This window comes from Mesorhizobium sp. M1050, assembly GCF_040318715.1.
Classification (GTDB): domain Bacteria; phylum Pseudomonadota; class Alphaproteobacteria; order Rhizobiales; family Rhizobiaceae; genus Mesorhizobium.
In genome coordinates this window covers 1-26,150 of sequence record NZ_JAMYMV010000057.1, presented here as the reverse complement: position 1 = coordinate 26,150, position 26,150 = coordinate 1, and the positions used below count along the sequence as shown (strand labels likewise).

The 26,150-nt window shown below is 62.5% G+C and carries 23 protein-coding genes; 12 read left to right on the top strand and 11 right to left on the bottom strand.

Annotated elements, in window-relative coordinates; translation table 11 throughout:
* The first annotated feature begins 55 nt into the window (after window positions 1–55).
* Both NKH57_RS25335 and NKH57_RS25330 read left to right on the top strand, forming a co-directional pair.
* Window positions 56–1,204, top strand: coding sequence for an acyl-CoA dehydrogenase family protein (locus tag NKH57_RS25335; protein WP_352948308.1), 1,149 nt, complete (start codon window positions 56–58; stop codon window positions 1,202–1,204).
* Between the two features lie 60 nt (window positions 1,205–1,264).
* A complete protein-coding gene (locus NKH57_RS25330; RefSeq protein WP_352733579.1) occupies window positions 1,265–1,660 on the top strand; it encodes a RidA family protein in 396 nt (131 codons plus the stop codon).
* Between the two features lie 24 nt (window positions 1,661–1,684).
* Here the strand turns inward: NKH57_RS25330 and NKH57_RS25325 are convergent, their stop codons facing one another.
* Window positions 1,685–2,776, bottom strand: a complete 1,092-nt coding sequence (locus NKH57_RS25325; RefSeq protein ID WP_352733582.1) for an LLM class flavin-dependent oxidoreductase — start codon at window positions 2,774–2,776, stop codon at window positions 1,685–1,687.
* Window positions 2,777–3,082: 306 nt separating this feature from the next.
* Here NKH57_RS25325 and NKH57_RS25320 point away from each other — a divergent pair, with 306 nt between their 5' ends.
* From NKH57_RS25320 to NKH57_RS25305, 4 genes are all read left to right on the top strand, one after another.
* Window positions 3,083–3,262: a hypothetical protein gene (locus NKH57_RS25320; protein WP_352831997.1), complete on the top strand. Its 180-nt coding sequence runs from the start codon at window positions 3,083–3,085 to the stop codon at window positions 3,260–3,262.
* 73 nt (window positions 3,263–3,335) lie between these two features.
* The gene (locus NKH57_RS25315) at window positions 3,336–4,133 is read left to right on the top strand and encodes an ABC transporter substrate-binding protein (RefSeq protein ID WP_352831996.1); all 798 of its coding nucleotides are present in this window, start codon (window positions 3,336–3,338) and stop codon (window positions 4,131–4,133) included.
* Between the two features lie 152 nt (window positions 4,134–4,285).
* Window positions 4,286–4,960 (top strand): amino acid ABC transporter permease, encoded by a 675-nt coding sequence (locus tag NKH57_RS25310; protein WP_352948303.1) that lies wholly within the window; start codon window positions 4,286–4,288, stop codon window positions 4,958–4,960.
* A 47-nt stretch (window positions 4,961–5,007) separates the two neighbouring features.
* Entirely contained in the window at window positions 5,008–6,282 is a 1,275-nt protein-coding gene (locus NKH57_RS25305; RefSeq protein ID WP_352948300.1) for a cysteine desulfurase-like protein, read from the top strand.
* A 79-nt stretch (window positions 6,283–6,361) separates the two neighbouring features.
* Here NKH57_RS25305 and NKH57_RS25300 read toward each other — a convergent pair whose 3' ends face one another.
* The 5 genes from NKH57_RS25300 to NKH57_RS25280 all read right to left on the bottom strand — a co-directional run bounded on the left by NKH57_RS25300 (window position 6,362) and on the right by NKH57_RS25280 (window position 11,625).
* Window positions 6,362–7,192, bottom strand: coding sequence for a dipeptide ABC transporter ATP-binding protein (locus NKH57_RS25300; RefSeq protein ID WP_352948297.1), 831 nt, complete (start codon window positions 7,190–7,192; stop codon window positions 6,362–6,364).
* Window positions 7,192–8,046 carry an ABC transporter ATP-binding protein gene (locus NKH57_RS25295; protein ID WP_352948343.1) on the bottom strand — a complete coding sequence of 285 codons (855 nt, stop codon included), beginning with the start codon at window positions 8,044–8,046 and terminating at the stop codon, window positions 7,192–7,194. Before NKH57_RS25295 ends, NKH57_RS25300 begins: the two co-directional genes overlap by 1 nt.
* Window positions 8,047–8,048: 2 nt before the next feature.
* Window positions 8,049–8,903 (bottom strand): ABC transporter permease subunit, encoded by an 855-nt coding sequence (locus tag NKH57_RS25290; RefSeq protein WP_198032195.1) that lies wholly within the window; start codon window positions 8,901–8,903, stop codon window positions 8,049–8,051.
* Window positions 8,904–8,973: 70 nt separating this feature from the next.
* The gene (locus tag NKH57_RS25285) at window positions 8,974–9,981 is read right to left on the bottom strand and encodes an ABC transporter permease subunit (protein ID WP_352948294.1); all 1,008 of its coding nucleotides are present in this window, start codon (window positions 9,979–9,981) and stop codon (window positions 8,974–8,976) included.
* A 51-nt stretch (window positions 9,982–10,032) separates the two neighbouring features.
* Window positions 10,033–11,625 carry an ABC transporter substrate-binding protein gene (locus tag NKH57_RS25280; protein WP_352604051.1) on the bottom strand — a complete coding sequence of 531 codons (1,593 nt, stop codon included), beginning with the start codon at window positions 11,623–11,625 and terminating at the stop codon, window positions 10,033–10,035.
* 446 nt (window positions 11,626–12,071) lie between these two features.
* On the opposite strand from NKH57_RS25280, the gene NKH57_RS25275 reads away from it, so the two are divergent.
* Window positions 12,072–14,084 (top strand): long-chain fatty acid--CoA ligase, encoded by a 2,013-nt coding sequence (locus NKH57_RS25275; RefSeq protein ID WP_023758204.1) that lies wholly within the window; start codon window positions 12,072–12,074, stop codon window positions 14,082–14,084.
* 7 nt (window positions 14,085–14,091) lie between these two features.
* Entirely contained in the window at window positions 14,092–14,838 is a 747-nt protein-coding gene (locus NKH57_RS25270) for a class I SAM-dependent methyltransferase (protein WP_502907337.1), read from the top strand.
* Between the two features lie 114 nt (window positions 14,839–14,952).
* On the opposite strand, the gene NKH57_RS25265 is transcribed toward NKH57_RS25270, so the two are convergent.
* On the bottom strand, window positions 14,953–15,603 hold the full coding sequence (locus NKH57_RS25265) for a TetR/AcrR family transcriptional regulator (RefSeq protein WP_352948286.1): 651 nt from the start codon (window positions 15,601–15,603) through the stop codon (window positions 14,953–14,955).
* Window positions 15,604–15,737: 134 nt separating this feature from the next.
* Here NKH57_RS25265 and NKH57_RS25260 point away from each other — a divergent pair, with 134 nt between their 5' ends.
* The gene (locus tag NKH57_RS25260) at window positions 15,738–16,631 is read left to right on the top strand and encodes an NAD(P)/FAD-dependent oxidoreductase (RefSeq protein WP_352948283.1); all 894 of its coding nucleotides are present in this window, start codon (window positions 15,738–15,740) and stop codon (window positions 16,629–16,631) included.
* A gap of 206 nt (window positions 16,632–16,837) precedes the next feature.
* On the opposite strand, the gene NKH57_RS25255 is transcribed toward NKH57_RS25260, so the two are convergent.
* Both NKH57_RS25255 and pgi read right to left on the bottom strand, forming a co-directional pair.
* Window positions 16,838–17,560, bottom strand: coding sequence for an HAD family hydrolase (locus tag NKH57_RS25255; RefSeq protein ID WP_352733603.1), 723 nt, complete (start codon window positions 17,558–17,560; stop codon window positions 16,838–16,840).
* 5 nt (window positions 17,561–17,565) lie between these two features.
* Window positions 17,566–19,209, bottom strand: a complete 1,644-nt coding sequence (gene pgi, locus NKH57_RS25250; RefSeq protein WP_352948280.1) for a glucose-6-phosphate isomerase — start codon at window positions 19,207–19,209, stop codon at window positions 17,566–17,568.
* A gap of 301 nt (window positions 19,210–19,510) precedes the next feature.
* On the opposite strand from pgi, the gene pdxR reads away from it, so the two are divergent.
* Window positions 19,511–21,004: a MocR-like pyridoxine biosynthesis transcription factor PdxR gene (gene pdxR / locus NKH57_RS25245; RefSeq protein ID WP_023758211.1), complete on the top strand. Its 1,494-nt coding sequence runs from the start codon at window positions 19,511–19,513 to the stop codon at window positions 21,002–21,004.
* Window positions 21,005–21,198: 194 nt separating this feature from the next.
* Window positions 21,199–22,785: a trimethylamine methyltransferase family protein gene (locus NKH57_RS25240; protein ID WP_352948278.1), complete on the top strand. Its 1,587-nt coding sequence runs from the start codon at window positions 21,199–21,201 to the stop codon at window positions 22,783–22,785.
* A gap of 18 nt (window positions 22,786–22,803) precedes the next feature.
* Here NKH57_RS25240 and NKH57_RS25235 read toward each other — a convergent pair whose 3' ends face one another.
* Together NKH57_RS25235 and NKH57_RS25230 are read right to left on the bottom strand one after the other, a co-directional pair.
* Window positions 22,804–23,202, bottom strand: coding sequence for a hypothetical protein (locus tag NKH57_RS25235; protein WP_352948275.1), 399 nt, complete (start codon window positions 23,200–23,202; stop codon window positions 22,804–22,806).
* Window positions 23,203–23,508: 306 nt separating this feature from the next.
* A complete protein-coding gene (locus NKH57_RS25230; RefSeq protein ID WP_352604037.1) occupies window positions 23,509–25,314 on the bottom strand; it encodes an IlvD/Edd family dehydratase in 1,806 nt (601 codons plus the stop codon).
* Between the two features lie 147 nt (window positions 25,315–25,461).
* On the opposite strand from NKH57_RS25230, the gene NKH57_RS25225 reads away from it, so the two are divergent.
* Window positions 25,462–25,911, top strand: a complete 450-nt coding sequence (locus NKH57_RS25225; protein ID WP_352604035.1) for an SRPBCC family protein — start codon at window positions 25,462–25,464, stop codon at window positions 25,909–25,911.
* Window positions 25,912–26,150 lie beyond the last annotated feature (239 nt).

The window sequence follows — 26,150 nt, the reverse complement described above, 5'->3', positions numbered from 1 at the left end:
ATGTCCGGCAGGACAGAGGGGGGTGTGCGGGAACGGGGCGGAGAAAGAAATATCCATGCCTGACCGTTCCTTCCTCTCCTGGCCGTTCTTCGAAGACCACCATCGCGCCCTGGCCGACCAACTGGAGACATGGTGCGCGAAAAACCTCCCCGTCGATCACCATGATGTCGACGCCGCCTGCCGCGAGCTGGTGGCGAACCTCGGCCGGGACGGCTGGCTGAGGCCGACGGCAATCGACACCGACAATCCGCGACCACTAGACGTGCGCACTCTGTGCATCACGCGCGAGACGCTCGCCCGCCATGACGGGCTGGCCGACTTTGCCTTCGCCATGCAAGGGCTCGGTACCGGCGCGCTCAGCCTGTTCGGCACGCCGCAACAGCAGCGATGGCTTTCGAAGACACGTGCCGGCAAGGCGATTTCCGCCTTCGCCCTGTCGGAGCCGCGCTCGGGATCGGATGTTGCCAACACCGAAATGACGGCGACCCGCGACGGCGACAGTTATGTGCTGTCCGGCGAAAAGACCTGGATCTCCAATGGCGGCATCGCCGATCTCTATGTCGTCTTTGCCCGCACCGGCGAGGCGCCGGGCGCCAAGGGGCTCTCCGCCTTCCTCGTGCCTGGCGACGCCAAGGGCCTTGGCATCGCCGAACGGCTGGAAGTGATTGCGCCGCATCCGCTGGCGCGGCTGTCGTTCGACCAAGTCCGCCTTCCCGCCTCGGCGCTGATCGGCAAACCGGGCGACGGGTTCCGCATCGCCATGTCGGTGCTCGACGTGTTCCGCTCGACTGTCGGAGCGGCAGCCCTCGGCTTTGCCCGCCGTGCGCTGGACGAGAGCATCAAAAGGGTCGCCGAACGCAAACTATTCGGCGCACCGATGGCCGAACTGCAAATGGTGCAGGGCCATATCGCCGACATGGCGCTCGACGTCGATGCGGCCGCCCTTTTGGTCTACCGCGCCGCATGGACCAAGGACATGGGTGCCGCGCGAGTGACGCGCGAAGCGGCCATGGCGAAACTATATGCGACGGACCACGCCCAAAGCGTCATCGACAGAGCAGTACAGCTGCATGGCGGCGACGGTGTCCGCAAGGGCCATATCGTCGAGAGCCTGTATCGCGAAATCCGCGCGCTGCGCATCTACGAGGGTGCCTCCGACGTGCAGAAAGTGGTGATTGCGCGGCAAGTGATGGGCGCGGCCTGACGGCGAGAAATTAACGAGCGATTTTCAGACTTGGTTTTCGGAATACCGGGGAGGTTTTGAATGCATACGATTCTGCAGCCGGAAGGCTGGGCAAAACCTGTCGGCTACGCCAATGGCGTCGCGGCACGCGGGCAGCTCATCTTCGTTGGCGGACAGGTCGGCTGGAACGGGCAATGCCAGTTCGAGACCGACGACTTCGTCGGCCAGGTCCGGCAGACACTTGCCAACATCGTGGCAGTGCTGGCGGAGGCCGGCGCCGGACCGCAGCACATCACCTCGATGACCTGGTATTTTACCGACAAGGCCGAGTACCTCGCCAGCCTCAAGGGTATTGGCGAGGTCTATCGCGAAGTGATCGGCCGGCATTTTCCGGCGATGGCCGCCATGCAGGTGATGGCGCTGGTCGAGGACCGTGCCAAGGTGGAAATCCAGGCTACCGCCGTCGTTCCGGAATAATCTATTGGCTGGCCTAGGAATAAATTATTCGCGTAATCCTGCCTGCCTCAAAATCGGTAGCACGTGATCGCAGAAATAGGGCAGTTCCTGCGTGTAATTGACGAAGGACAGCGCGATGCCCTGATAGCCGTGCCGGGCAATGGCGACCATGTCGGCGGCGATCGTTTCAGGGGTACCGATCAGCGGGTAAGTGCCCGCGCCGCCGGCGAAACGCTGCCGGTAGCGGTCATAGGCATGCGGGTCATGCGATTGCGAGAATTCCTTCTTGCCGGCCATATGGGCGTCGACCGCGTCGTGATCGGCCATATCAACCGCATAGCGCGTGTAATAGGCCCGCGCCTCTTCCATCGTCGCGCGGCAGACGACATGCGCCACGGTATAGACGCCGACATCGCGGCCTGCCTTGTCCGCCCGCTCGCTGATATCGGCGACATGCTTGCCGGCATCGCTCATCTCGGAAAAGGTCGTGAACAGATAATCGCATCTGGCGGCGGCGAAATCCCGCCCGGGCCCGCCGAATGCTGCGTTCATGGTCACGGGTCGTGGAAGCTGCAGGCTGGCTGGCCGGCTGACGGCTTCCTTGAGGCGATAGTAGGTGCCCTCATAATCGAGCGGCTCGGCCGAGGCGTAAAGCTTTTCGAGGATCTGGATCCATTCGGCCGCCTGGTCATAACCCTTCTCGACCAGCGGCGTGCCGAACATGCCGAATTCCTTCGGGTTCCAGCCACAGACGATGTTCAAGCCTGCGCGGCCCTGGCTGATGTGGTCGACCGTCGCCAACGCCTTGGCGGCGTAGAGCGGATGCACGAGCGGCACATGCACGGTCATGAACAGCCCGATCTGTTCGGTGGCCATGGCAAGCGCCGCCGCCCAGGTGAAAGTCTCGAACGACCATTCCCGCACCTTGTTGCGACCGCCAAAACCGCGCCAGCGCGCGATCGGCAGCATGAATTCCAGGCCGGCACGGTCGGCGATCTGCGCCGCGGTCAGATTGTCCTGCCAGCTCGCCGTCCAGCGTTCCGGCACGTCGGTTATGGCAAGCCCGCCATCCGCATTGGTCGAAAAGACGCCGAGCTTCAGCCTGTTCGGGCCGTGCAATGGGTGTGGTTTGTGCATGTCGCGACCTCCCGCCGAAGATCGCACGCTACGGCTCCGCAAAAATATTTCAAGCATGAAATAGCTTCGCCTCGCGATGGCGAGGCTGGTGCGTCCGAAGGTTCTTTCAACGACGCGAGCCGAACTGGCGCGACACGAGCACGGCCAGGGGCGTATCGACCGGGCAACAGTCCGGTCAAACTTTTTAAGCTTAAAACTTTCGCCTTGAAAACCGCGGCACTTTGGATAAGCATTCCAAAATCGATGGCTATTGCCGTGCCGGAGGGCTTGCTTGCCAGTCCATCGTGGTGGGAGGGGTTTCAGTCCTTGTCGTTCATAGTGCCCCAGTCATCGTCCAGCGCGCGCTATGCCTTCGACGGTTTGCGCGCCCAGATCCGCGACGTGCACATCGAGAACGTCGCCACGGCCTTCCCGCGCATGTGCGCCTGCCGTGCACGTCAGCAGATAGCGACCGCTCTCGACCGCATGGTCGCTGCCATGAATTGACGCCCTGCCCGAAGCGGGGCGGCAAAAAACCGTGCGGGAGCAACCCGCCCGATCAACAACAGAGGGAACACAAATGAGCTTCACTCGTCGCAAATTGCTTCTTCTCGCCGCCGCCATCGGGATCGCCACCGGCCCCGCCACCGCCTATGCCGCCGACGTGCTCAATGTCGGCGCCTATCCGACCAATCCGCCCTTCGAATACAAGAACGAGAGCGGCACCTTCGAAGGCTTCGAAGTCGATATCGTCAATGAAGCCGCCAAGCGCATTGGCACAACCACCGACATCGCCGATCTCGGCTTCCAGGCGCTGTTCGCCGCCACCACATCGAAGCGCATCGACGTCGCCATCTCCTCGATCACCATTACGGCGGAGCGGCTGAAGTCGCAGTCGTTCACCCAGCCCTATTATGATTCCGACATGGGCATCGCCACCAAGACTGACAGCCCGATCAAGGCCGAAGCCGACCTCAAGGGCAAGATCGTCGGTGTGCTGTCCGGCTCGACCGGCGAGACCTGGGTCAAGGCGCATCAGGAAGCCGACGGCTTCACCGACGTGAAAGGTTACGACACGCAGCAGAACCTGCTGCTCGACCTCAGCGCCGGCCGCGTCGATGCCGCCGTCAGCGACATTCCGGGCATGCAGTATTCCTTCACCAAGATGAAGGATCTGACCGTCAAGGAGCGCATCAAGACCGGCGAACAGTACGGGCTGATGATGACCAAGGACCATCCGCTGCTCGGCAAGCTGAACGACGCGCTGACCGCGATGAAGAAGGACGGCACCCTGGCCGCGATCCACAAGAAGTGGTTCGGCAGCGACGCGCCCGCCGACTCTTCGACCGTGAAGGAAATGCCGCTGCCGAAGGCCTGAGCGGCAATGCATTGACATCGTGCCGGCGGTCCAGGCCGGCACGATTCATTTCACGCTCTGACGCCGGCTCCCGTCGCAGACCGCCTCGCCTTCGGTGAGGCCGATTGATTTTAACGCGAGCATTCTTTGCTCTGGGGTTCGGGAACGCTCCCATGTCGCTGCTCGACACCTTCTTCAACCCCGATGTCATCATGTCCAGTCTGCCGGCGCTGCTGCGCGGCTTCCTGAACACGCTGCTGCTCGGCATCTTGAGCATCGGCATCGGCATCCCTATCGGCCTGGTGATCAGCCTGCTGCGGCTCTATGCGCCGAAGCCGCTGCGGTGGCTTGCGGTCGGCTACACCGACATTTTCCGCGCCCTGCCGGTGCTGGTCGTGCTGATCCTGATCTATTACGCGCTGCCGTTCCTCGGCATCCGGCTATCGTCCTGGGCGTCGGCGGTGACGGCGTTCGCCATCATCATGTCGGCCTATTCGGCCGAGGTGTTCCGCTCCGGCATCGAAAGCATTCCGCATGGCCAATTCGAGGCGGCGCAGGCGCTTGGCCTGCCGTTCCTGCTGACCCTGCGCAAGGTGGTGCTGCCGCAAGCTATCCGCGTCGTTATCCCGCCAATGACCAGCAACTGCGTCTCGATGTTCAAGGACACCTCGCTCGCCTCCACCGTAGCGCTGCCGGAGCTCTTGAAGGAAGCGACCAACGCGCAGTCGCTCTATGCCAATCCTTCGCCGCTGATCGGCGCGGCTCTTGTCTATCTCATCTTCCTCTGGCCGATGGTCCGCCTCGTCAGCCTGCTTGAGGACCGCTTCAAGACCGGAAAGACTCGCTGACCTCGCCAGCTGATTCCACCCCCAAGTCCTTCGCAGGAGCCTGCCCCGTGAACAAGCACCAGACCGACAATGCCAACGCCACGACGTTCCCCGTCGACACCATCCGCGCGATGTTTCCAGCCTTGCAGCGGGCCGGCGACTTCGTCTTCATGGACAACGCCGCCGGCGCCCAGATCCCGCAGAGCGTGCTCGACGCTGTGACCAACCATCTGGTTTCGCACAACGTGCAGCGCGGCGGCCGCTATGGCCGCAGCGTCACCGTCGACCAGTCGGTCGCGGACGCACGCGAGAGCGTGGCGCTGCTCATCAATGCCTACAGTCCGGCGGAAATCTGCTTCGGCATGAATGCCACCTCGTTCATTCGCCTGGTCAGCCTCGGCATCGGCCAGATGCTCGGGGAGCGTGACGAGATCATCATCACCGACATGGATCACGACGCCAACATCGCCACCTGGCTGGCGCTGGAATCGGCCGGTGCGAAATTCAAATGGTGGCGCATGCGCGAGGACGGCAATCTGCATGTCGACGACCTGCGTCCGCTGGTCTGCGACCGCACCCGTCTGGTCGCCTGCACGGTCACCGCGCACTCGATCGGCTCGATCGTCGATGTCGCTTCAGTTGCTGGGATCGCGCACGCGGCCGGCGCCGAAGTCTTCCTCGACTGCGTGCATTACGGGCCGCACGGGTTGATCGACGTGCAGGCCTGGGATTGCGACTACCTCGTCTGCTCCGGCTACAAGCATTTCTCGCCGCATATGGGTTTCCTGTGGGGCCGCTTCGAAACGTTGAAGCGACTGCCGACCTTCCGCGAGGACTTCATCCCCGACGAGCCGCCCTACAAGGTCGAGGCGGGCACCTTCATCTACGAGAACGTCTCCGGCATGGATGCCGCCGTACAGTATATGGAACTGATCGGACGCAATCTGGCGCCCTCCAACAACCGGTCGCGGCGCGACAACATCGTTGCCGGCATGGGCGCCATCCGCGACTATGAACTGGTGCTGGCACGCGAGATGCTTGCCGTGCTGAAACATTGCGGCGCGACCATCTATGGCGTTGCCGACGAAGCCCGCATCGCCGAGCGCGTGCCGACCTTCTGCTTCAACATCGGCAAACTGTCGCCGCAGCGCATCGTCGAGGAAATGGCCGAGATGCAGATCGGCATCCGCGACGGCCACATGTACGCGCCACGGCTGATGAAGCGCCTCAACCTGTCCATGGACAGTGGCGCTATCCGTGCCTCGCTGGTCCACTACAACACGGTCGAGGAAGTCCGCCGCTTCGGCGAAGCGCTGCGCGCCATTATCGCCAAATTGTCGTGAGGCGGCTACTCCAGCGTCGTCATCCCTGGGCGAAGCAAGGAGCGAGGTGTCCCGCAGACCCTAGCATGACGAAAAGACGCTAAGCTGCCTTCTTCTTCGCCAGCCTTGCCTTGATCGAGGCGACGTCGGCGCGCGGCGTCGCGGCGAACAGCGTCTTCGTATAGCTGTGTTTGGGGTCGGCAAAGACCTCGTCGCGCGAGCCGTATTCGACCGCTTCGCCGAAATACATCACCATCACGTCGTCGGCGATGTAACGCACCACGGACAAATCATGGCTGATGAAGACATAGGTCAGTTGGAACTCGTCCTGCAGGTCGGCGAGCAGGTTGAGCACCTGCGCCTGCACCGAAAGATCGAGCGCCGAGACCGGCTCGTCCACCACCAGCAGGCTCGGGTTGAGCATCAGCGCGCGGGCGATGGCGATGCGCTGGCGCTGGCCGCCCGAGAACATGTGCGGATAGCGGTTGTAGTGCTCGTGGCCGAGCCCAACCTTCTTCAGCATCTTCATCGCCAGGTCGCGCCGCTCGGCGGCCGGCTTGTCGGTGTTAATGAGCAGCGGCTCGCCCAGCACGTCACCGATCTTCTGGCGCGGATTGAGCGATCCGTACGGATTCTGGAAGACGATCTGCACCTTGCGGCGCATGTCCTTCGACAGGCCGTGTTTGGCGATATCGACCTTGTTGCCGTCAATAAACAGCTCGCCCGCTGTCGCCGGATCGATCAGGGTGATGATGCGGGCTAGTGTTGACTTGCCGCAGCCGCTTTCGCCGACGATGGCCAGCGTCTTGCCCTTGTCCACCGTGAAGGAGACGCCCTTGACCGCATGCACGGTGCGCGGTCCGGTGAACAGGCCGCCGCCGATGTGATAGTCGCGGACGATGTTCTTACCTTCGAGAACAGTCGTGCTCATCACGCGGCTCCCGCAGCCGAAGGCGCCGGCTCGAACAGCATGTCGGACACGGTCGGCAACCGGTCGCCGACAGCGTTCTCCGGCAAGGCCGACAGCAAGGCCCGCGTGTAATTGCTCTTCGGCGACTCGAACAGCGACAGCACGTCGGCCTCTTCCATTTTGCGGCCCTTGTACTGGACGATGACTCGGTCGGCGGTTTCAGCCACCACGCCCATATTGTGGGTGATCATGATCAGGCCCATGCCGTATTTGGCCTGCAGCGAGACCAGCAGATCGAGGATCTGTTTCTGGATGGTGACGTCGAGCGCGGTGGTTGGCTCATCGGCGATCAGCAGTTTCGGATTGCAAGCAATGGCGATGGCGATCATGACGCGCTGGCACTGGCCGCCGGACATCTGGTGCGGAAACGAGCTCAGTCGTTCTTCCGGATCGGCGATGCCGACCAGCTTCATCAGTTCGATGGCCCGCGCCCGGCGCTGGGCGCGATCCATGCCCATGTGGAAGCGCAGCACCTCCTCGATCTGGAAGCCGACCGTGAAGCATGGGTTGAGGCTGGCGATCGGCTCCTGGAAGATCATCGAAATGTCCTTGCCGACGATCTTGCGGCGTTCGGACGGGCTGAGCTCCAAAAGATCGACGCCGTCGAAGGCCATGCGGTCGGCCTTGACCGTTGCCGTGTTGGGCAACAGGCCCATTACCGCCAGCATCGCCACCGACTTGCCGGAGCCGGACTCGCCGACGATCGCCAGCACTTCGCGCGGCTCGATCGCGAGATCGATGCCTTGCACGGCCATGAACGGTCCGGCCGCCGTGTCGAAGGAAACAGTAAGGTTCTTGATCTCGAGCAGAGGCATGCTCACGACCTCTTCAGCTTGGGGTCGAGCGCATCGCGCAGGCCGTCGCCGATCAGGTTGATGGCGAAGACCGTGATCAGGATGGCGAGACCCGGGAATGTCACCACCCACCAGGCGCGCAGGATGAACTCGCGCGCCTCGGCCAGCATGGTACCCCACTCAGGCGTCGGCGGCTGCGCGCCCATGCCTAGAAAGCCGAGGGCGGCGGCCTCGAGAATGGCGTTGGAGAAGGACAGCGTCGCCTGCACGATCAACGGCGCGATGCAGTTGGGGAGAATGGTGACCAGCATCAGCCTGAGATGGCTGGCGCCGGCGACCTTGGCCGAGATGACGTATTCGCGATTCTTCTCGGCCATCACGGCGGCGCGGGTCAGCCGGGCGAAATGCGGCTGCAGCACAAAGGCGATGGCGATCATGGCGTTGACAAGGCCAGGCCCGAGCACCGCGACCAGCACGAGGGCCAAGAGCAGCGACGGGAAGGCCAGGATGATATCCATGATGCGCATGATCAGCGTGTCTACCCAGCCGCGGCAGTAGCCGGCGAGCAGGCCGAGGATAACGCCCGAGATCAGCGCTGACGTGACGACGACGAAGCCGATGGCGAGCGAAAAGCGCGAGCCGTAGATCAGCCGCGACAGCATATCGCGGCCTACGGCGTCGGTGCCGAGCAGGAACTGCGCATTACCGCCCTCCTGCCAGGCCGGCGGCGTCAGGAAGAAGTCGCGGAACTGATCGTCGGGCGAATGCGGCGCCAGCAGCGGCGCGAAGATGGCGATCAGGATCAGCAGCGCGAAGACAAAGAGCCCGATCACCGCGCCCTTGTTGACGGAGAAGTAGTGCCAGAACTCGCCGAGCATCTGCAGCCTGGCGTCTTGCGGCTTGACGACGCTCACGGCTTCAATGGTGGCTGGGCCTTCGTTGCTCATGTCAGTTGGCCCGGATACGTGGGTTGATGACGGCGTAGAGCACGTCGACGATGAGGTTCACCGACATGACGATCAACGCGATCAAAAGCAACCCGCCCTGCACAGTGAAATAGTCGCGCTTGGAAATAGCGTCGATCATCCATTTGCCAATGCCGGGCCAGGAGAAGATGCTCTCGGTCAGGATGGCGCCAGTCAACAGCGTTCCGACCTGCAGGCCGATAGTTGTGACGACCGGGATCAGCGCATTGCGGAAGGCATGCAGGCCGATGACACGGCGCGGCGCCAGACCCTTGGCACGCGCCGTTCGCACATAGTCCTCACCGAGCACTTCAAGCATCGCCGAGCGCGTCTGCCTGGCGATGACCGCCAACGGGATGGTGCCGAGCACGACCGTCGGAAGTACAAGGTGCGACAGCGCCGAGCGGAAGGCGCCCTTCTGCCCCGAGATCAGGGAATCGATGGTCATGAAGCCGGTCACCGGCTTGAAGAAATAGAGAAGGTCGATGCGGCCGGAAACCGGCGTCCAGTGCAGCGCGCCGGAAAACACGATGATCAGCAGCAGACCCCACCAGAAGATCGGCATGGAATAGCCTGCCAGCGCCGTGCCCATGGTCAGCTGATCGAACCAGGAGCCGCGGCGGATCGCGGCGAAGATGCCGGCGGCGACGCCCAGGATAACGGCAAAGATCATGGCGAAGATGGCGAGCTCGACCGTTGCCGGGAAGCGCATCAGGAAATCCCTCAGCACCGGCGTCTTGGTCGAAAACGAGGTGCCGAAATCGCCGCTCAGGATGTTGGTCAAATAGGTCAGGTACTGTTGCCATATCGGCAGATCGAAGCCGAACTGGTGCATCAGCGCCGCGTGGCGTTCGGGCGACAGGCCGCGTTCGCCCGCAAGCACCAGCACCGGATCACCGGGCAGGATGCGCACGAAGCCAAAGGCGAGGATGGTTATCCCGATGAAGGTCGGGATGATGAGGGCGAGCTTGCCGAGGATATAACGCAGCATGGCGGGCGAGTGGGGGCGCCACCATGCGGTGACGCCCCCGTTTCGCGAACCTTATTCGGCGATATCGACGCCGTCGAAACGATGGATGCCGAGCGGATCCATCGCAAAGCCGGTGACGGTCTTCTGCATCGGCATGAACACCTTGGAGTGAGCGAGTGTCGCCCAGGGCGCCTGTTCCTTGAAGATAACCTGCGCCTTCTCGTAGAGCTTGGTGCGCTCAGCCTGATCCGAAACGGTCTTGGCCTTGTTGATGAGCGCATCGAAGTCCTTGTTGCACCATTCCGCGCGGTTGTTCGAACCGACGGAAGCGCAGCTCAGGAGCACGCCGAGGAAGTTGTCCGGATCGCCATTGTCGCCGGTCCAGCCGACGATAACGGCGCCGTCGTGATCGACCGCGGAAGCGCGCTTGAGGTATTCACCCCAATCGTAGCTGACGATGTTGACGGTGACGCCGACCTTGGCGAAGTCCGACTGGATCAGTTCAGCGGTGCGGCGCGCGTTCGGCATGTAGGGGCGCGACACCGGCATGGCCCAGACGTTCATCTTGAGGTCCTTGACGCCGGCCTTTTTAAGCAGCTTCTTGGACGCTTCCGGATCGTACGGATCGTCCTTCACTTGCTTGTTGTACGACCACATGGTCGGCGGGATCGGATTGATCGCCACCTGGCCGGCGCCCTGGAAGACGGCGTCGATGATGGCCTTCTTGTTGATGGCCATGTTGAGCGCCTTGCGGACGCGCACGTCGTCGAACGGCTTCTGCTGGGTATTGTACATCAGCGCGCCGACATTGAGGCCTTCCTGCTCGTCGACCTTCAGGCTTGGTTCAGCCTTCAGGCCGGCGATATCGGCCGGTGCCGGGTATGACATGATGTTGCATTCGCCGGCCTTGAGCTTCTGCGCGCGCACTGCCGGATCGGTGGTGATGGCGAAGACCAGATCGTCGATCTTCTGCTTGCCTCCCCAATAGTCCGGGTTGGCCTTGTAGCGGATGGCTGCGTCGGTCTGGTAGTCGACGAAGATGAACGGGCCGGTGCCGATCGGCTTCTGGTTGAACAGTTCCGGGGTCTTGTCGGCCTGCAGCTTGTCGGCATATTCCTTGGAGACGACCGAGGCGAAGTCCATGCCCAGCGTCGGAATGAAGGTGATTGCCGGCTCCTTGAGGGTGAACTTTACCGTCAAGTCGTCAACCTTCTCGACCTTGGTGATGTTGTCGCCGAATTGGTCATTGTAATACTGGTAGGCAATGCCCGGGATGTATTGGAACCACGGGCCGTTCTTGTCGACCTGACGTTGGAAGGAGAACACCACGTCGTCGGCGTTGAAGTCGCGCGTCGGAGTGAAATAGTCGGTGGCGGCAAACTTGACGCCCTTGCGCAGCTTGAAGACGTATTCCTTGCCATCGTCGGAGATCGTCCAGCTTTCAGCCAGGCCCGGCGAGATCGTCGTCTTGCCGTGATCGAATTCGACAAGGCGGTTGAAGACGGTGCGCGAGGATGCGTCGAAGGTTTGGCCGGCGGTATACGGCGCCGGGTCGAAACCCTCCGGTGAAGCTTCCGCGCAATAGACCAGAGTTTTCGCGTTGGCCACGCCGCCCAGGACGCTTGCAGCCAGCAACGCGGCTGCAAAAGTCAGTTTCTTCTTCATTGAGCACTCCCTGATGTTCTTCCAAGCCCCTCTATCAGGCTCGCGAAGCGCGCATATAAGCACCGTTTTTCCGGCTTTGGAACACCCCGTTTGCTTACCCCGCGGGAAGCAGGAAAAAAATCCGCGATTTCGCTTAAACGCAGAAAAAATTAGCAGTTTTTTCTAATCACGAGATTGTTAACGACCGCATTTTTTTATTGATTGCCGATCTGACGATATTGATGCCGCGCGCACTTCCGAGCCGCCGGGTGTGCGGCAGGACAACGGTCGCGGCAGGAAGTATTTCTCGACGGCAAATCTTTCGCCGCCTTGCCGCAGGGGCAAGACTTGCACGGTCGTCAATGGAGGCAATACATAGGTGGTATAGCGGCGGCAGCGGAGGACGTCTCTGTCAATTCAGGGGCGAGCGCAGCGCGATCGAACAAGAATTGTCGAGGGAGGAACGGGTGGCAAAAGCATCGAGGAAGACGGCGCCGGCGAAGACGGAAGCCAAGGCGGCTCCAAAAGCAGCCGGCGGCATGTCCACGCCGAAAGTGCCCGCTGCCAAAGCCGCCGCGCCCAAGCCGAAGGCGCCCGTGCCGGCGAAGGCAAGCCCAAAGCCGGCAACCAAAGCCCCGATCAAGAAAGCCTCGACAAAGACTGTTGTCGGAAAGACGGTGCCCGCGGCAAAGTCGGCAGCTGCCAAGCCGGTGGCGAAGGCTGCGGCGGCCAAGGCCTCGCCGGCAGCGAAGCCTGCCGAGACTGCCGCCAGGCGATTGCCGAATGCACTGACGGCGCTGGCCGCCGGACTGCCGGAAAAGCCGTGGCTTAAGAGCTATCCGAAAAACGTGGCGGCCGAAATCGGCCCTCTGCCCTATAGTTCGATCGGCGATTTCCTGGTTGCCGCCTGCAAGCAATTTTCCGCGCAGCCCGCCTTCACCTGCATGGACAAGTCCATCAGCTACGCCGATGTCGAGCGGCTGTCGGCGGCCTTCGGCGCCTATCTACAATCGAAGGGTCTTCAGAAAGGCGCGCGTGTCGCGCTGATGATGCCGAACGTGCTGCAATATCCGGTGGCGATGATGGCCGTCTTGCGCGCCGGTTATGTCGTGGTGAACATCAACCCGCTCTACACGCCGCGCGAGCTCGAACATCAACTCAAGGACTCCGGTGCGCAAGCCATCGTCATCCTCGAGAACTTCGCCAACACCTTGCAGGCGGTGATCGCCAGGACGGCGGTCAAGCATGTCGTGGTTGCCGCGATGGGCGACATGCTCGGGGGACTGAAGGGTAGCATCGTCAATTTCGTCGTGCGCCGGGTGAAGAAGATGGTGCCGGCCTGGTCATTGCCCGGTCACGTCAAGTTCAATGTGGCCTTGAAGGCCGGCGCCGGCGCGACCTTCAAGCCGGCCAAGGTGACGGCCAATGATGTTGCCTTCCTGCAATATACGGGGGGCACCACGGGTGTCTCGAAGGGAGCCACGCTGCTGCACAGCAACGTGCTCGCCAACGTCGCGCAGAACGCGCAATGGATGGAGGACGCCTATACGATCAAGCCGAAACCGGCGCATCCCAACTTCATCTGCGCGCTGCCGCTCTATCATATCTTCGCGCTGACGGTTAACGCGCTGATGGGCATGCAGCAAGGCGCCCGCAATGTGCTCATTCCCAACCCGCGCGACATTCCCGGCTTCGTCAAGGAGCTCCAGAAATACCCGGTGCACATCTTTCCGGGCCTCAACACGCTGTTCAACGCACTGCTCAACAATGAGGATTTCCGCAAGCTCGACTTCAGGCCGCTGATCCTGACGCTGGGCGGCGGCATGGCGGTGCAGAAGGGCGTCGCCGAACGCTGGAAGGCGCTGACCGGTTGTTCGGTCACCGAAGGCTACGGCCTCTCGGAAACCTCGCCGGTGGCCACGGCCAACAAGTTCACCGCCGGCGACTTCACCGGCACGATCGGCCTGCCGCTGCCTTCTACCGAGATCGCCGTCCGCGACGACGACGGCAACAACCTGCCGCTCGGCGAGGTCGGTGAAATCTGCATCCGGGGACCGCAGGTGATGGCGGGCTACTGGAACCGGCCCGATGAGACCGCCAAGGTGATGACCAAGGACGGCTACTTCAAATCCGGCGACATGGGCTTCATGGACGAGCGCGGCTACACCAAGATCGTCGACCGCAAGAAGGACATGATCCTGGTCTCGGGCTTCAACGTCTATCCGAACGAGCTCGAGGAAGTCGTGGCGATGCATCCGGGAGTGCTCGAAGTGGCGGCGATCGGCGTGCCGGACGAGCATTCGGGCGAGGTGCCGAAACTGTTCGTGGTCAAGAAGGATCCGGCGCTGACCGCAGAGACGCTCACCGCGTATTGCCGCGAGAACCTGACCGGCTACAAGCGGCCCCGATACATCGAATTCCGCACCGAACTGCCGAAGACACCGGTCGGCAAGATCCTGCGGCGAGCATTGCGGGAATAGACGCGATTTGAAGGATGGCCTTGGCAATCGAGGGTTCGCGGACGATAGTCGACGTCCCGACGCGGCCACGTTCATCAAAGCGAATATGCGCCTTGTGCCTGTTCCGGCACTTCCCGAAATCCTGCTCTACACGGCCCATCCGGCAAGTGGTCTCAGGCGGCTGATCGAGTGGCGTGACCATGACGTCGAGCCGGAAGACAGCATCGAGGCCGACGAGGACGGGACCGAACCGCAGCCGCCCTACTGGGCCTATGCCTGGGCCGGCGGCGCGGTGCTTGCCCGCTTCATATTCGAGCGACCGCAGACGGTAATCGGGCGGCGTGTGCTCGACCTCGGCGCCGGTTCAGGCCTCGTCGGTATCGCCGCCGCCAAGGCTGGCGCCCGCGCGGTGCTTGCGGCCGAGATAGACCGTAACGGCGTTGCAGCGATCGGCCTCAATGCCGCCGCCAACGGCGTCACGATCACCGTTGTCGACAAGGATATCACCACTGGCCCGCCACCGGCCGTCGACCTTGTGCTCGCAGGCGATGTTTTTTACGGCCATGAGGTTGCCTTACGCGTTACCCCATTCCTCGACCGCTGCCTGGCCGCCGGCATCGAGGTTCTGGTCGGCGATCCCCGTCGCACCGATCTGCCGCTGTCACGGCTGCGATTGCTCGCCGAGCACCAGGTGCCGGATTTCGGCGACGCGAAGGGTGTCGCGACTAAACCGAGCGGTGTGTTTTCCTTTGAAGCGGATGACCGCTGTCGCTGAGATCAAAACCCAGTCACTCGGAATGACCGAATTCGACCTCATTCAGGTCATTCGCGTGTCGGCTCATGGTTCTCGAAAGCTGCCATTCGCGATGGCAGCGCGGCCTCGTCTAGGCTATCCGCCCGCGTGTTCGTTGCCACCGTGCGCGGCGATGAACATGGCGACGGCCGACCGGCAATAGGATTCGATTTCGTTATCGTCCTCTGCTCTCGCCTCATCGAAGCGTGCGATAATCAGGAGATCGGATCCTTTGAAAAGCGCGGCAAACAAGCGGGCGGACCGGAGAGGATCGGGCACATTCAGAACCGCCTTCGCGTGCAACTGGCGCAACAGGGCCTCGATTTGGGCGATGACATGGGCGGGGCCTGCTTCGTAATGAAGCTTGCTTAACGACTTTTGATTCGTCTTGTCGGCCATTACCATGGCTTCGACACTGCGGACGTCTGATCTCAACAGCGTGCGAAGCAGGGATGATCCCACCGCCATGAGCTGATCTTCGACCGAACCGTCGACGCCTTCAAGAAGGGCCTGTGGTGCAAACAACTGATGGCAGCCGGCCGCGATGGCCGTGCTGAACAGCGCCTCCTTGTTCTCGAAGTGCCGATAGATGCTGAGCTTGGATATCTTCGCTCGCTGAGCGACCTTGTCCAATGTCGTCGCATGAAAACCCAACTCCACAAAGAGTTCGCACGCGGCATCGACTATCGTTTGGCCAAGCGCCTCGTTGGCGGGCCGGCCGCGCCGGCCCTCGCTATTTTCGGTCACGACAATTCCAGTACTTGACGGTATTCTAATTCTTGCATTACGATACCACGTAGTTTCTGAAATGTGCAAGCCAAGGGGTAGGTTTCAACCAGGCCCAACCAACCCCCTCATCCGCAAACACGGAGCCCATCACCATGGATGACGTCATCATCATCGGCGGCAGCTTTGCCGGTCTCGCCGCCGCCCTGCAGCTCGGCCGCGCCCGCCGCAAAGTCACCGTTCTCGATACCAGCCTGCCGCGCAACCGCTTCGCCGGCCACTCGCATGGCCTGCTCGGCCACGACCACAAGCCACCGCTGGACATCCTGGCCGAGGCGCGGCAGCAGCTGGCCCGCTATCCCACGATCAAGCTGGTCAATGCCAGGGCCGACAGCATCTCCGGCGCCATCGACGATTTCTCCGTCCTCACTGGCGATGGCGAAAGCCTTGCGGCGCGCCGGCTGATCCTGAGCTATGGCGTCGCCGACCAGATGCCTGATATTCCGGGCTTTGCCAAAGGCTGGGGCACATCCATCGTGCCCTGCCCCTATTGCGACGGCTTTGAAGTCGCCGGCCAGCATTGGGGCCTCGTCTGGTCCGGCCCGCAGTCGCACAATCAGGTCAGGCTGTTCCACGATTGGACCGACACGTTGACGGTTTTGACCGATGGTCACGAAATTCCATCCGATGTCCGAGCCGATCTGGCGCGCCGCAAGATACCTGTCGTCGATGGCCGGATCGCCGAAATCGCCCAACAGGGGGACCATAATGCCATCGTCAAGCTCGATACCGGCTCCAAGGTTTCGGTCGACATCTTGTTTGCGCATCCGCGCAACAAGCCATCCGCAAGCCTGCATGAATCACTGGACCTCGCCACAGTCGATACGCCCCTCGGCATCATCCTCAAGGTCGACGAGCGCCGCGAAACCAGCCTACCCGGCATCTACGCCGCCGGCGACCTCGCCAACCCCCTCATGCCCTCGGTCACCCTGGCGTCATCGCACGGCGCGACGGCGGGTATCTCCGCCCAGCAGTCGATGCTGGTTTGAGATTCCCCTCTCCGGCACCGGCCCCCTTACGTCGTCGCCACCGTCGGCTGCCCAACAATACCAGGCAGACTGCTGCCGGCCCCAAGTTTGCCAATCGTCGAACGTCTGCTTTTCTTGTCCGCTGATCCATAAACAGACTGTCCGCAACCCACCCAATCTCAGCCGTTGGCGGGAAAGTCCCAAGTTGATTTGCCAGCCTAGCCCGGTCAGATCGTCTCCTTGACCCGTGCCGAAAGGAAGTCCGGCAGATCGGCAACCGAATCAAGAACAATGTCGGCAATCCCGGCCAGCGATTCGCGGGTGCCGGTGCCGGAGAGCACGCCGACCGCCAGTCCGCAGCCGCCGGCCCGCGCCATTTCGAGGTCGTGGCGGTTGTCGCCAACCATGGCGATTTCAGCCGGCTTCAGCCCGGTGAGATCGCTGAAGGCCAGGATGGTGTCGGGCGCCGGCTTCGGATTGGCCACCGCGTCGTAACCATAAGCCGCGTCGAAGAGCTGGGCGACGCCCAGCGTGACAAGCGTCTTTTCCGCACCGCTGGTCGAATCGTTGGTGGCGACGCCAAGCCGGTAGGATTTTCTGTGCAAGGCCGTCAGCGTGTCGACGATGCCCGGCAACGCCACCGCCATCGCCGAGCCCTGCACCGAGGTGATCTCGTTGAAGCGAGCAACGGCAAGCATCTGGTCCTCGTTGGACAGCCGCGGGAACCACAATTCGACGACGTCGAGATTGGTGCCGGAGGCAAAGATGGAGTCCGGCTTGAAGCGCTTGTTGGTGAAATCGAAGCCTGCGGCCGCCAGCAGCCTGTCGGCCTTCCAGCGATCGCCTTCGGACGCATCCATGGCCATGAAGTCGGCAACTCCAAGCCAGGTCGCGTTGAAGTCGACAAGCGTTCCATCCTTGTCGAACAATATACCCTTGATGTCTGCCAAGCTTTTCACTCCGATCCACGCAATTGGTGGATGAAACCCACGAGACCAGCGGTCGATGCATCCCGCTTGGCGGCACTTTCCTTGCCCTCCACGACAGGCAAAAGGCCGGTGGCCAGTTCCTTGCCGAGTTCGACGCCCCACTGGTCGAAGGAGTTGATGTTGAACAGCGTGCCCTCGACGAAGACGCGGTGCTCGTAGAGCGCGATCAGCTGGCCGAAGGTGCGCGGATCGAGTTTGCGGTAGAGGATGGTCACGGAGGGCCGGTTTCCGGAGAAGACGCGGTGCGGGGCGATTTTGTCGACCTCGGCCGGCTTCATGCCCTTGGCCAGCATCTGGGCACGGGCCTCGTCCAGCGTGCGGCCCTTCATCAGCGCTTCCGACTGCGCCAGGCAGTTGGCGAGCAGCAAATCGTGCTGATGCTTTAGATCGGGCTCGTGGCCGACGGCCGCGGCAAGGAACTCGACCGGGATGAAATCGGTGCCCTGGTGCAGCAGTTGGAAGAAGGCATGCTGGCCGTTGGTGCCGGGCTCGCCCCAGACCAGTGGTCCGGTCGGCGTCGTTACGTCGGTGCCTTCGAGGGTGACGCTCTTGCCGTTGGATTCCATATCGAGCTGCTGCAGATAGGCCGGTAGCCTGGATAGGCGCTGGTCATAAGGGATGACGGCGCGCGCCGGATACCCGCAGATCACGCGATGCCACCAGCCGACCAGTCCCAGCAACGTCGGCAGGTTCTCCAGCACGGGCGCGGTGCGGAAATGCTCGTCCATCTCGTGCGCGCCATCGAGGAACGCGCGGAAATTCCGCGGGCCGACAGCGATCATCACCGGCAGGCCGATCGCGCCCCAGAGCGAATAGCGGCCGCCGACCCAGTCCCAGAAGCCGAAGACGCGATCCGGCGCGATGCCGAACTTGGCCACCAGGTCGAGCGCGGTCGAGACGGCGGCGAAATGCTTGCCCACCGCTTCCTTGCCGAGCGCTTCCTGCACCCATTTGCGCGCCGTCTGCGCATTCGTCATCGTCTCGACGGTGGTGAAGGTCTTGGAGGCGATGATGAACAGCGTGGTTTCGGCCGACAGGCCCTTCAGCGTGTCGTGGATATGGGCGCCGTCGATGTTGGAGACGTAATGCGCGCGCGGCCCGTCATGATAGGGCGCCAGTGCCAGCGTCGCCATGGCCGGACCGAGATCGGAACCACCGATGCCGATGTTGACGATGTCGGTGATCTTCTTGCCCGTGGCGCCAGCCGCCTTGCCCGACCGCACGGCGTCGGCAAAGGCGCCCATCGCGTCGAGCACGGCTATGACGTCCGCCTTGACGTCCTGGCCATCGACGGTGACGCCCTTGCCGGTCAGGTTGCGCAACGCCGTATGCAGCACGGCGCGATCCTCAGTGAGGTTGATCTTCTTGCCGGCGAACATGGCGGCGCGACGACCTTCGAGATTGGCCGCCTTGGCGAGCCGTTCCAGCAAGTCCATGGTGAGCCCGTCGACGGCGCATTTCGACCAGTCGAGCAGAAGGTCGCCGTCGGTGGCGGAGAATGTCTCGAAACGCTTGGGATCAGCGGCGAAGGCCTGGCGCATGCTGGCGGGCGCCGCCGCGCGATGATCGCGCAAGGCAGCGAGCTGTTTTTGGAAGGACGATTGATCCACTGCCGAACTCCGAAACCTCGAGCCATCATTACGAACCGGATGTTTCCGGCGCGTGTCGTCGCGACAATCTATCGAACCTAATTCGAGCCATTTCAATGCGCAGCGATGACGCACGAAGTCATCGCCGGGACGAGGCGCCGCGTCACCCCGCGATGCCGCAGCGCAGCATCAAAATGGCGTGAAGGATCACTGGCATAAATCCCAACGATCAGAAAAATTGATTGGCGCAACCCCTTGTGCCACGGTTACGTTCGGCTGGTCCAGCCAAGCGAAAAAGACTGGCCATCGAGGAACACCTCCCATGCCACAGCGTAACGACACGGCCATATGGTCCGGCCTGTTCCGGATTTCGGCGGAATCGGGCCAGACCCTGCAGGCGCAGATCCGCCAAGCCATCGTGGCCGCCATTCTCGACCGCCAGATTGCCGCTTCGATGCCGCTTCCTTCGTGCCGGATCCTGGCTGAAAAGCTCGGCGTTGCGCGCGGAACCGTCGTGCTGGCGTTCCAGCAGCTCGTCGACCAGGGCTTCCTGGTGGCACGCGAGCGGCGTGGCCATTTCGTCAATCCCGATGTGCTGGCAACGCCTGCCAAGCCGCACCAGAAGGCGCCCGACCAGGCCAACGAAATCGACTGGAAGGCACGCCGCAAGATCGCCGCCAGCGACATGCCGCCGCCGGCCAAGCACGAGAACTGGATCAAGTCGTCCTACCCCTTCGTCTACGGCCAGTTCGACCCGGCGCTGTTCCCGACCGCCGAGTGGCGCGAGTGCAACCGCATGGCGCTTGCCGTGCTCGAAATCCGCAACTGGGCGTCCGACATGGTCGACCGCGACGATCCGCTGCTGATTGAGCAGATCCAGGCGCGGCTGTTGCCGCGACGCGGCATCTTCGCCAATCCCGACGAGATCATCGTCACGCTGGGCGCCCAGAACGCGCTTTACATGCTGGCGACGCTGCTGATGTCCAAGGGCTCCAAGGTGGCGATGGAGGATCCCGGCTACCCCGATGCACGCTCGATCTTCCGCCTTGCAGGCGCCGACATACAGCCGGTGCCGGTCGACCAGTCCGGCATCGTAACCGCTTCTATTCCCAACGATTCCGGGTTCGTCTTCGTCACGCCCAGCCACCATTGCCCGACGATGGTACCGCTTTCGGCGGAACGGCGGCAGGATCTTCTGGCGCGAGCCAACCGCTACAACCAGATCATCATCGAGGACGGCTATGACAGCCAGCTTCTCGACGAAGCACCGCAGCAGGCGCTGAAAAGCCTCGATCGTTCCGGCCGTGTCGTCTATGTCGGCTCGATGTCGAAGACGCTGGCTCCCGGCCTGCGGCTTGGCTACATCGTGGCGTCTGCCGGACTGATCTCCGAGCTCAGGGCACTGCGCCGCTTCATGCTGCGTCATCCGCCGGCCAACAATCAGCGCGCCGTAGCACTCTTCCTGTCGCTCGGCCATCATGAGGCGCTGGTACGACGGCTGTCGTCGGCCTTCGACGAGCGGCGCAAGCGGCTGGTCCATGCGATTTCCGCCTTTCTGCCGGAGTGGCGCTCGACTGATTCGGCCGGTGGTACGTCGCTTTGGCTCGAGGGACCGCGCGGCACCGATTCACGCGGACTGGCCGAGGCAGCAGCCTCGCGCAGCGTCATCATCGAGCCGGGCGACCGTTTCTTCGATCGGACCGAGAAGCCTTCGCGTTTCATGCGGCTGGGCATCTCGTCGATCGCGCTGCAGCACATTGAGCCAGGCATCCGTGAACTGGCCACCGCCGCCGGACGCAGGCCGGCGGCCGCCTGATCCATCGCCCACCCCTTTGGACCGGAGCCGCGCAGGCGTGGCTCCGGTCTTTTAGTGTTCTGGCATATGCGACCGGACCCGCTGGCTCATAGTCTGGGCCAATGCCGGCGGCATAGTCGGAGCACAAAGGGGAAGAAGCAGCCGATGGTGGACCAACCGCCGCGCCCTGCTTCTCGGAAAGGTGGAGTGTCTCCATGTCAGTTCTTGAAAAGCAGGAAGCGGCGGCGGACCAGCGTTCGCGTCGCTCCGGCGGGCGCGAAGCGCGCCGCGCCATGCGGGCAGCACCCTTGGCCGACGACATCAAGCCGGTGCGCGCCGGCCTCGAAGGCGGCAGTTACGGACCACTGGCACAGAACGACCAGGAACGCATCCACGAAGCGGTGCTGACGCTCCTGGAGACGGTTGGCTTTGCCAATGCCATCCCCTCTTGCATCGAAGCCTTGACAGAGGCCGGCGCCACCTATGGCGACGATGGGCGCATCCGCTTTCCACGAGCGCTCGTGCTCGACACGATCAAGAAAGCGGCACGGCATTTCACGCTGCACGGCCAGGACCCCAAGCACGACATGCTGATCAAGGGTAAGCGCGTGCATTACGGCACGGCCGGAGCCGCAGTGCATCTGGTCGATGTCGAGAAGCGCGAATATCGCGAGTCGCTGCTGCAGGACATCTATGACGCCGCCCGCCTCGTCGAAGGTCTCGACAATATCCACTTCTTCCAGCGGCCGATGGTGCCGCGCGATATTCCCGATCCGCTCGAAATGGATTTCAACACGCTCTATGCCTGCGTGATGGGTACGTCCAAGCATGTCGGCACCTCGTTTACGGTGCGCGAGAATGTGCAGCCGGCGCTCGAAATGCTCTATGCCATTGCCGGAGGCGAGGAGAACTTCCGCGCCCGGCCGTTCGTGTCGAACTCGAACTGCTTCGTGGTGCCGCCGATGAAGTTCGCCGAGGACGCCTGCGGCGTGCTCGAGGCTTGCGTCGAGGGCGGCATCCCGATTCTCCTGCTGTCGGCCGGGCAGGCCGGCGCTACGGCACCGGCGGCGATTGCCGGTGCGGTGGTGCAAGCGGTGGCCGAAGTGCTGGCCGGTCTTGTCTATGTCAACGCCATCAAGCCGGGCCATCCGGCGATCTTCGGCACCTGGCCGTTCGTTTCGGATCTGCGCACCGGCGCAATGTCCGGCGGTTCGGCCGAGCAGGCAGTGCTGACCGCGGCCTGCGCACAAATGGCGCAATTCTACGACTTGCCTGGCGGTTCAGCCGCCGGCATGACGGATTCGAAACTGCCCGATATCCAGTCCGGCTACGAAAAGGGCATCACCGACGTGATGGCCGGTCTCGCCGGGCTCAATCTCGTCTATGAATCGGCCGGCATGCATGCCTCCCTGCTCGGCTTTTGCCTGGAAAGCCTGATCATCGACAACGACATGCTCGGCCACTGCCTGCGCTGCGTACGGGGCATCGAGGTGAGCGACGAAGCGCTGTCGATCGATACCATTGCCGATGTCTGCCTGAAGGGTCCGGGCCACTATCTCGGCAATGAGCAGACGCTGCGGCTGATGCAGACGGAGTATTTTTACCCCGCCGTCGGCGACCGCTTTTCTCCCAAGGAATGGAACGAGAAGGGCCGGCCCGACATCTTGCAGCGGGCGATCATCGAGAAGAAGCGGGTGCTTGCCGAGCGCTTTCCGCGCCATGTGCCGAAGCCGATCGACGACCGGCTGCGCGCCCGCTTTGGCGAAATGATCAAATTGCCGCGCGGCAGGATGGGCGGGTAAACAACGCTCCCGGAACAGCTATTCGGTGCCCAGCCCATAGCGCTCGACGACCTCGGCGCTGATCAGCTTGGCGTGCAGGGTCATCAATACGATTTGCGCATCGAAACTGTCGCCGGCCTGCACCGCGGCCTCGACCCGGCGCTCCACGTCCTGCCGTCGCGGCAGGCCGTGGGAGCTTTCGAAGGTTTCTGGCCCAGCAACGCAATAGCTGAACAATTGCGCCACTTCCGCATAGGCCTTGGTGGGCGGCTCGTCGGACCAGTGATCCTTCATCAGATTGACGATGGTGAGTTTTACGCCCTCCGGCACAAGGGCTGGGTGAAGGTCGGCGGCCCGCAAAGCGACGTCGAGCTGTCTCAAATCGCTTGAGCGGCCGAACATTCCGAGAAAGCCTAGAGAAGAGCGCCGTCCCGCCATGAGTTCCAATCCGTTTCAACGCAATTAGGAGGTTCGCAAGCGGAATACAAAGGCCGTGGCCTTGGATCCTTCCTTATACGTGTCTCTCCCCTGCCGGGGGCGCCAGCAGATCGATGAGCCGGGACAATTGCGGTATGGCGATAGCGATTGTTGACGGATGGTTCTCGACCCTCGACCGGGACACGCCGAACGGAACCCGAGAGGCAGCCTGATAGTTCAGGCCGCCTGTCAATGATCGAGTATCAGCAATCGTCGCCTGGAATAATCAGTGATTATCTGAGGATAATCAGCGATTATCCTGGAATATCAGTGATTGTCCCTGGGAACACCGCTGGTATGCGCGACATCCTGGTATTTCACCGCTGGCTCCAGCACCATTCCCTCTGAGAACTGCGCGACCATGCCACGCTGGATCTCCTGCCAGGGCGTCTGGTGCTTGGGATAGTGATAGCCGCCATCGTTCTGCAGTTCGGCGCGGCGGCGGGTGATCTCGTCATCGGTGACGAGGATATCGGCCGTGCCCTTGCGCAGGTCGATGCGGACACGGTCGCCCGTCTTCAACAGCGCCAGCCCGCCGCCGATCGCCGCTTCCGGCGAGGCGTTGAGGATCGACGGCGAACCTGACGTGCCCGACTGGCGACCGTCACCGATACAGGCGAGCGCGTGGATGCCCTTCTTGATGAGGTAGGCTGGCGGCTGCATGTTGACGACCTCGGCACCGCCGGGATAGCCGACCGGGCCAGCGCCGCGCATGAACAGGATGGTGTGTTCGTCGATGCCTTGCGCCGGATCGTCGATGCGGGCGTGGTAGTCTTCCGGCCCGTCGAAAACCATGGCGTTGCCTTCGAAAGCCTCGGGGTCCCTGGGGTTGGACAAATAGCGTTCGCGGAACTCCGGCGAGATGCCGCTGGTCTTCATGATCGCCGAATCGAACAGATTGCCCCGCAGGTTGATGAAGCCGGCATTGGCTTTCAACGGCTCGGCCACGGTGCGGATGACCTCGATGTTCTCGTTGACGACCCCCTTGCAGTTGTCGCCGATCGATTTGCCGTTGACGGTGATGGCTTCGGGGAAAGGCAGCAATCCGCCCTTCATCAATTCGGCCACGACGGCGGGCACGCCGCCCGCGTGGTGATAATCCTCGCCGAGATATTCGCCTGTCGGCTGCAGATTGACGATGAGCGGGATCTTGAGCCCGACCTTCTGCCAGTCGTCATTGTCGAGCGGCACGCCGAGATGGCGGGCGATGGCGTTGAGATGGATCGGTGCATTGGTCGAGCCGCCAATAGCCGAGTTGACGACGATGGCGTTCTCAAAGGCCTTGCGCGTCATGATATCCGACGGCTTCAAATCCTCGTGCACCATCTCGACAATGCGCTTTCCCGTCTCATAGGAAATCTGGCCGCGCTCGCGGTACGGCGCGGGAATGGCGGCCGAACCAGGCAACTGCATGCCGAGCGCCTCGGCCAGCGAGTTCATCGTCGTGGCGGTGCCCATGGTGTTGCAATAGCCGGTGGACGGCGCCGAGGAGGCGACGATATCCATGAACTCGTCATAGCCGATCTCGCCAGCCGACAGGCGCTGGCGTGATTCCCAGACGATGGTGCCCGAACCGGTGCGCTTGCCCTTGTGCCAGCCATTGAGCATCGGGCCGACCGACAGCGCAATCGCCGGGATGTTGACGGTGGCCGCCGCCATCAGCAGGGCCGGCGTCGTCTTGTCGCAACCGATGGTGAGCACGACGCCATCGAGCGGGTAGCCGTAAAGCACTTCGACCAGGCCAAGATAGGCAAGGTTGCGGTCAAGAGCGGCGGTCGGGCGCTTGCCGGTCTCCTGGATCGGGTGGCAGGGAAATTCGAAAGGGATGCCGCCCATCGAGACGATGCCTTCTCGCACGCGCTTGGCGAGTTCGATATGGTGCCGGTTGCAGGGCGAAAGATCGGAGCCGGTCTGGGCGATGCCGATCAGTGGCTTGCCCGACATCAGTTCGGCGCGCGTCAGGCCGTAATTCAGGTACCGCTCGAGATAGAGCGCCGTCATGCCCGGGTTGTCGGGATTGTCGAACCACTCCTGCGAGCGAAATTTTTTCTTGTGGGTGGGGGCGCCTGCCATTGGTGGTCTCCGTATTTGTAAGACAAATCGATATGGCAACGCGCGAGAGCAGGCAAGAGGGCGTGCGGTCGCAACCGGACTTTGGTGTGATAGACAGGCAGCCAGCCGTGCGTTAGGGCTTCATTCAGTCTTGTCCGGGAGGTTTTCATGGCTTTGGTGATCGAAGGCGAGGAGCGCATTGCCGCTTCCCTGCAAAAAGTGTGGGAAGCGCTGAACGATCCCGAGGTCCTGAAGGCGACCATTCCCGGCTGCCAGAGCCTGGAGATGAAATCGCCGACCGAAATGGCGGCGACCGTGGTGGTGAAGATCGGACCGATCAAGGCGACGTTCAACGGCGAAGTGACGTTGAAGAACCTGAAGCCGCCGCACTCCTACACCATCCAGGGTGAAGGCAAGGGTGGCATTGCCGGTTTCGCCAAGGGTGGTGCGGACGTGACGTTGGCATCAGATGGGCCCGATACCACGGTGTTGAAATACGCCGCCAAGGCCGATGTCGGCGGCAAGATCGCCCAGCTCGGCAGCCGGCTGATCGAATCGACCTCGAAGAAACTCGCCGGACAGTTTTTTTCGAGCTTTGGCGAAAAGGTCGGCGGCTAACCCTCCCCTTGAGAGGAGGGTGCCTCGCAAAGCGATGCGGGAGGGGTCGCCTCAGCTGCCTCAACTTTTCACTGAACTGCCTCGACCTTCGACAGAAGAAGTTGGAGCGCGTCACCGCCGGCCCCACCCGGCCCTCCGGGCCACCCTCCCCTCAAGGGGCAGGGCTATCGCATATGAGTAAAGAGGCTAAGCAGGTTTTGATCGGCCCATCGTGCCTTGAGTCGTTTGTGGCTGAGCGG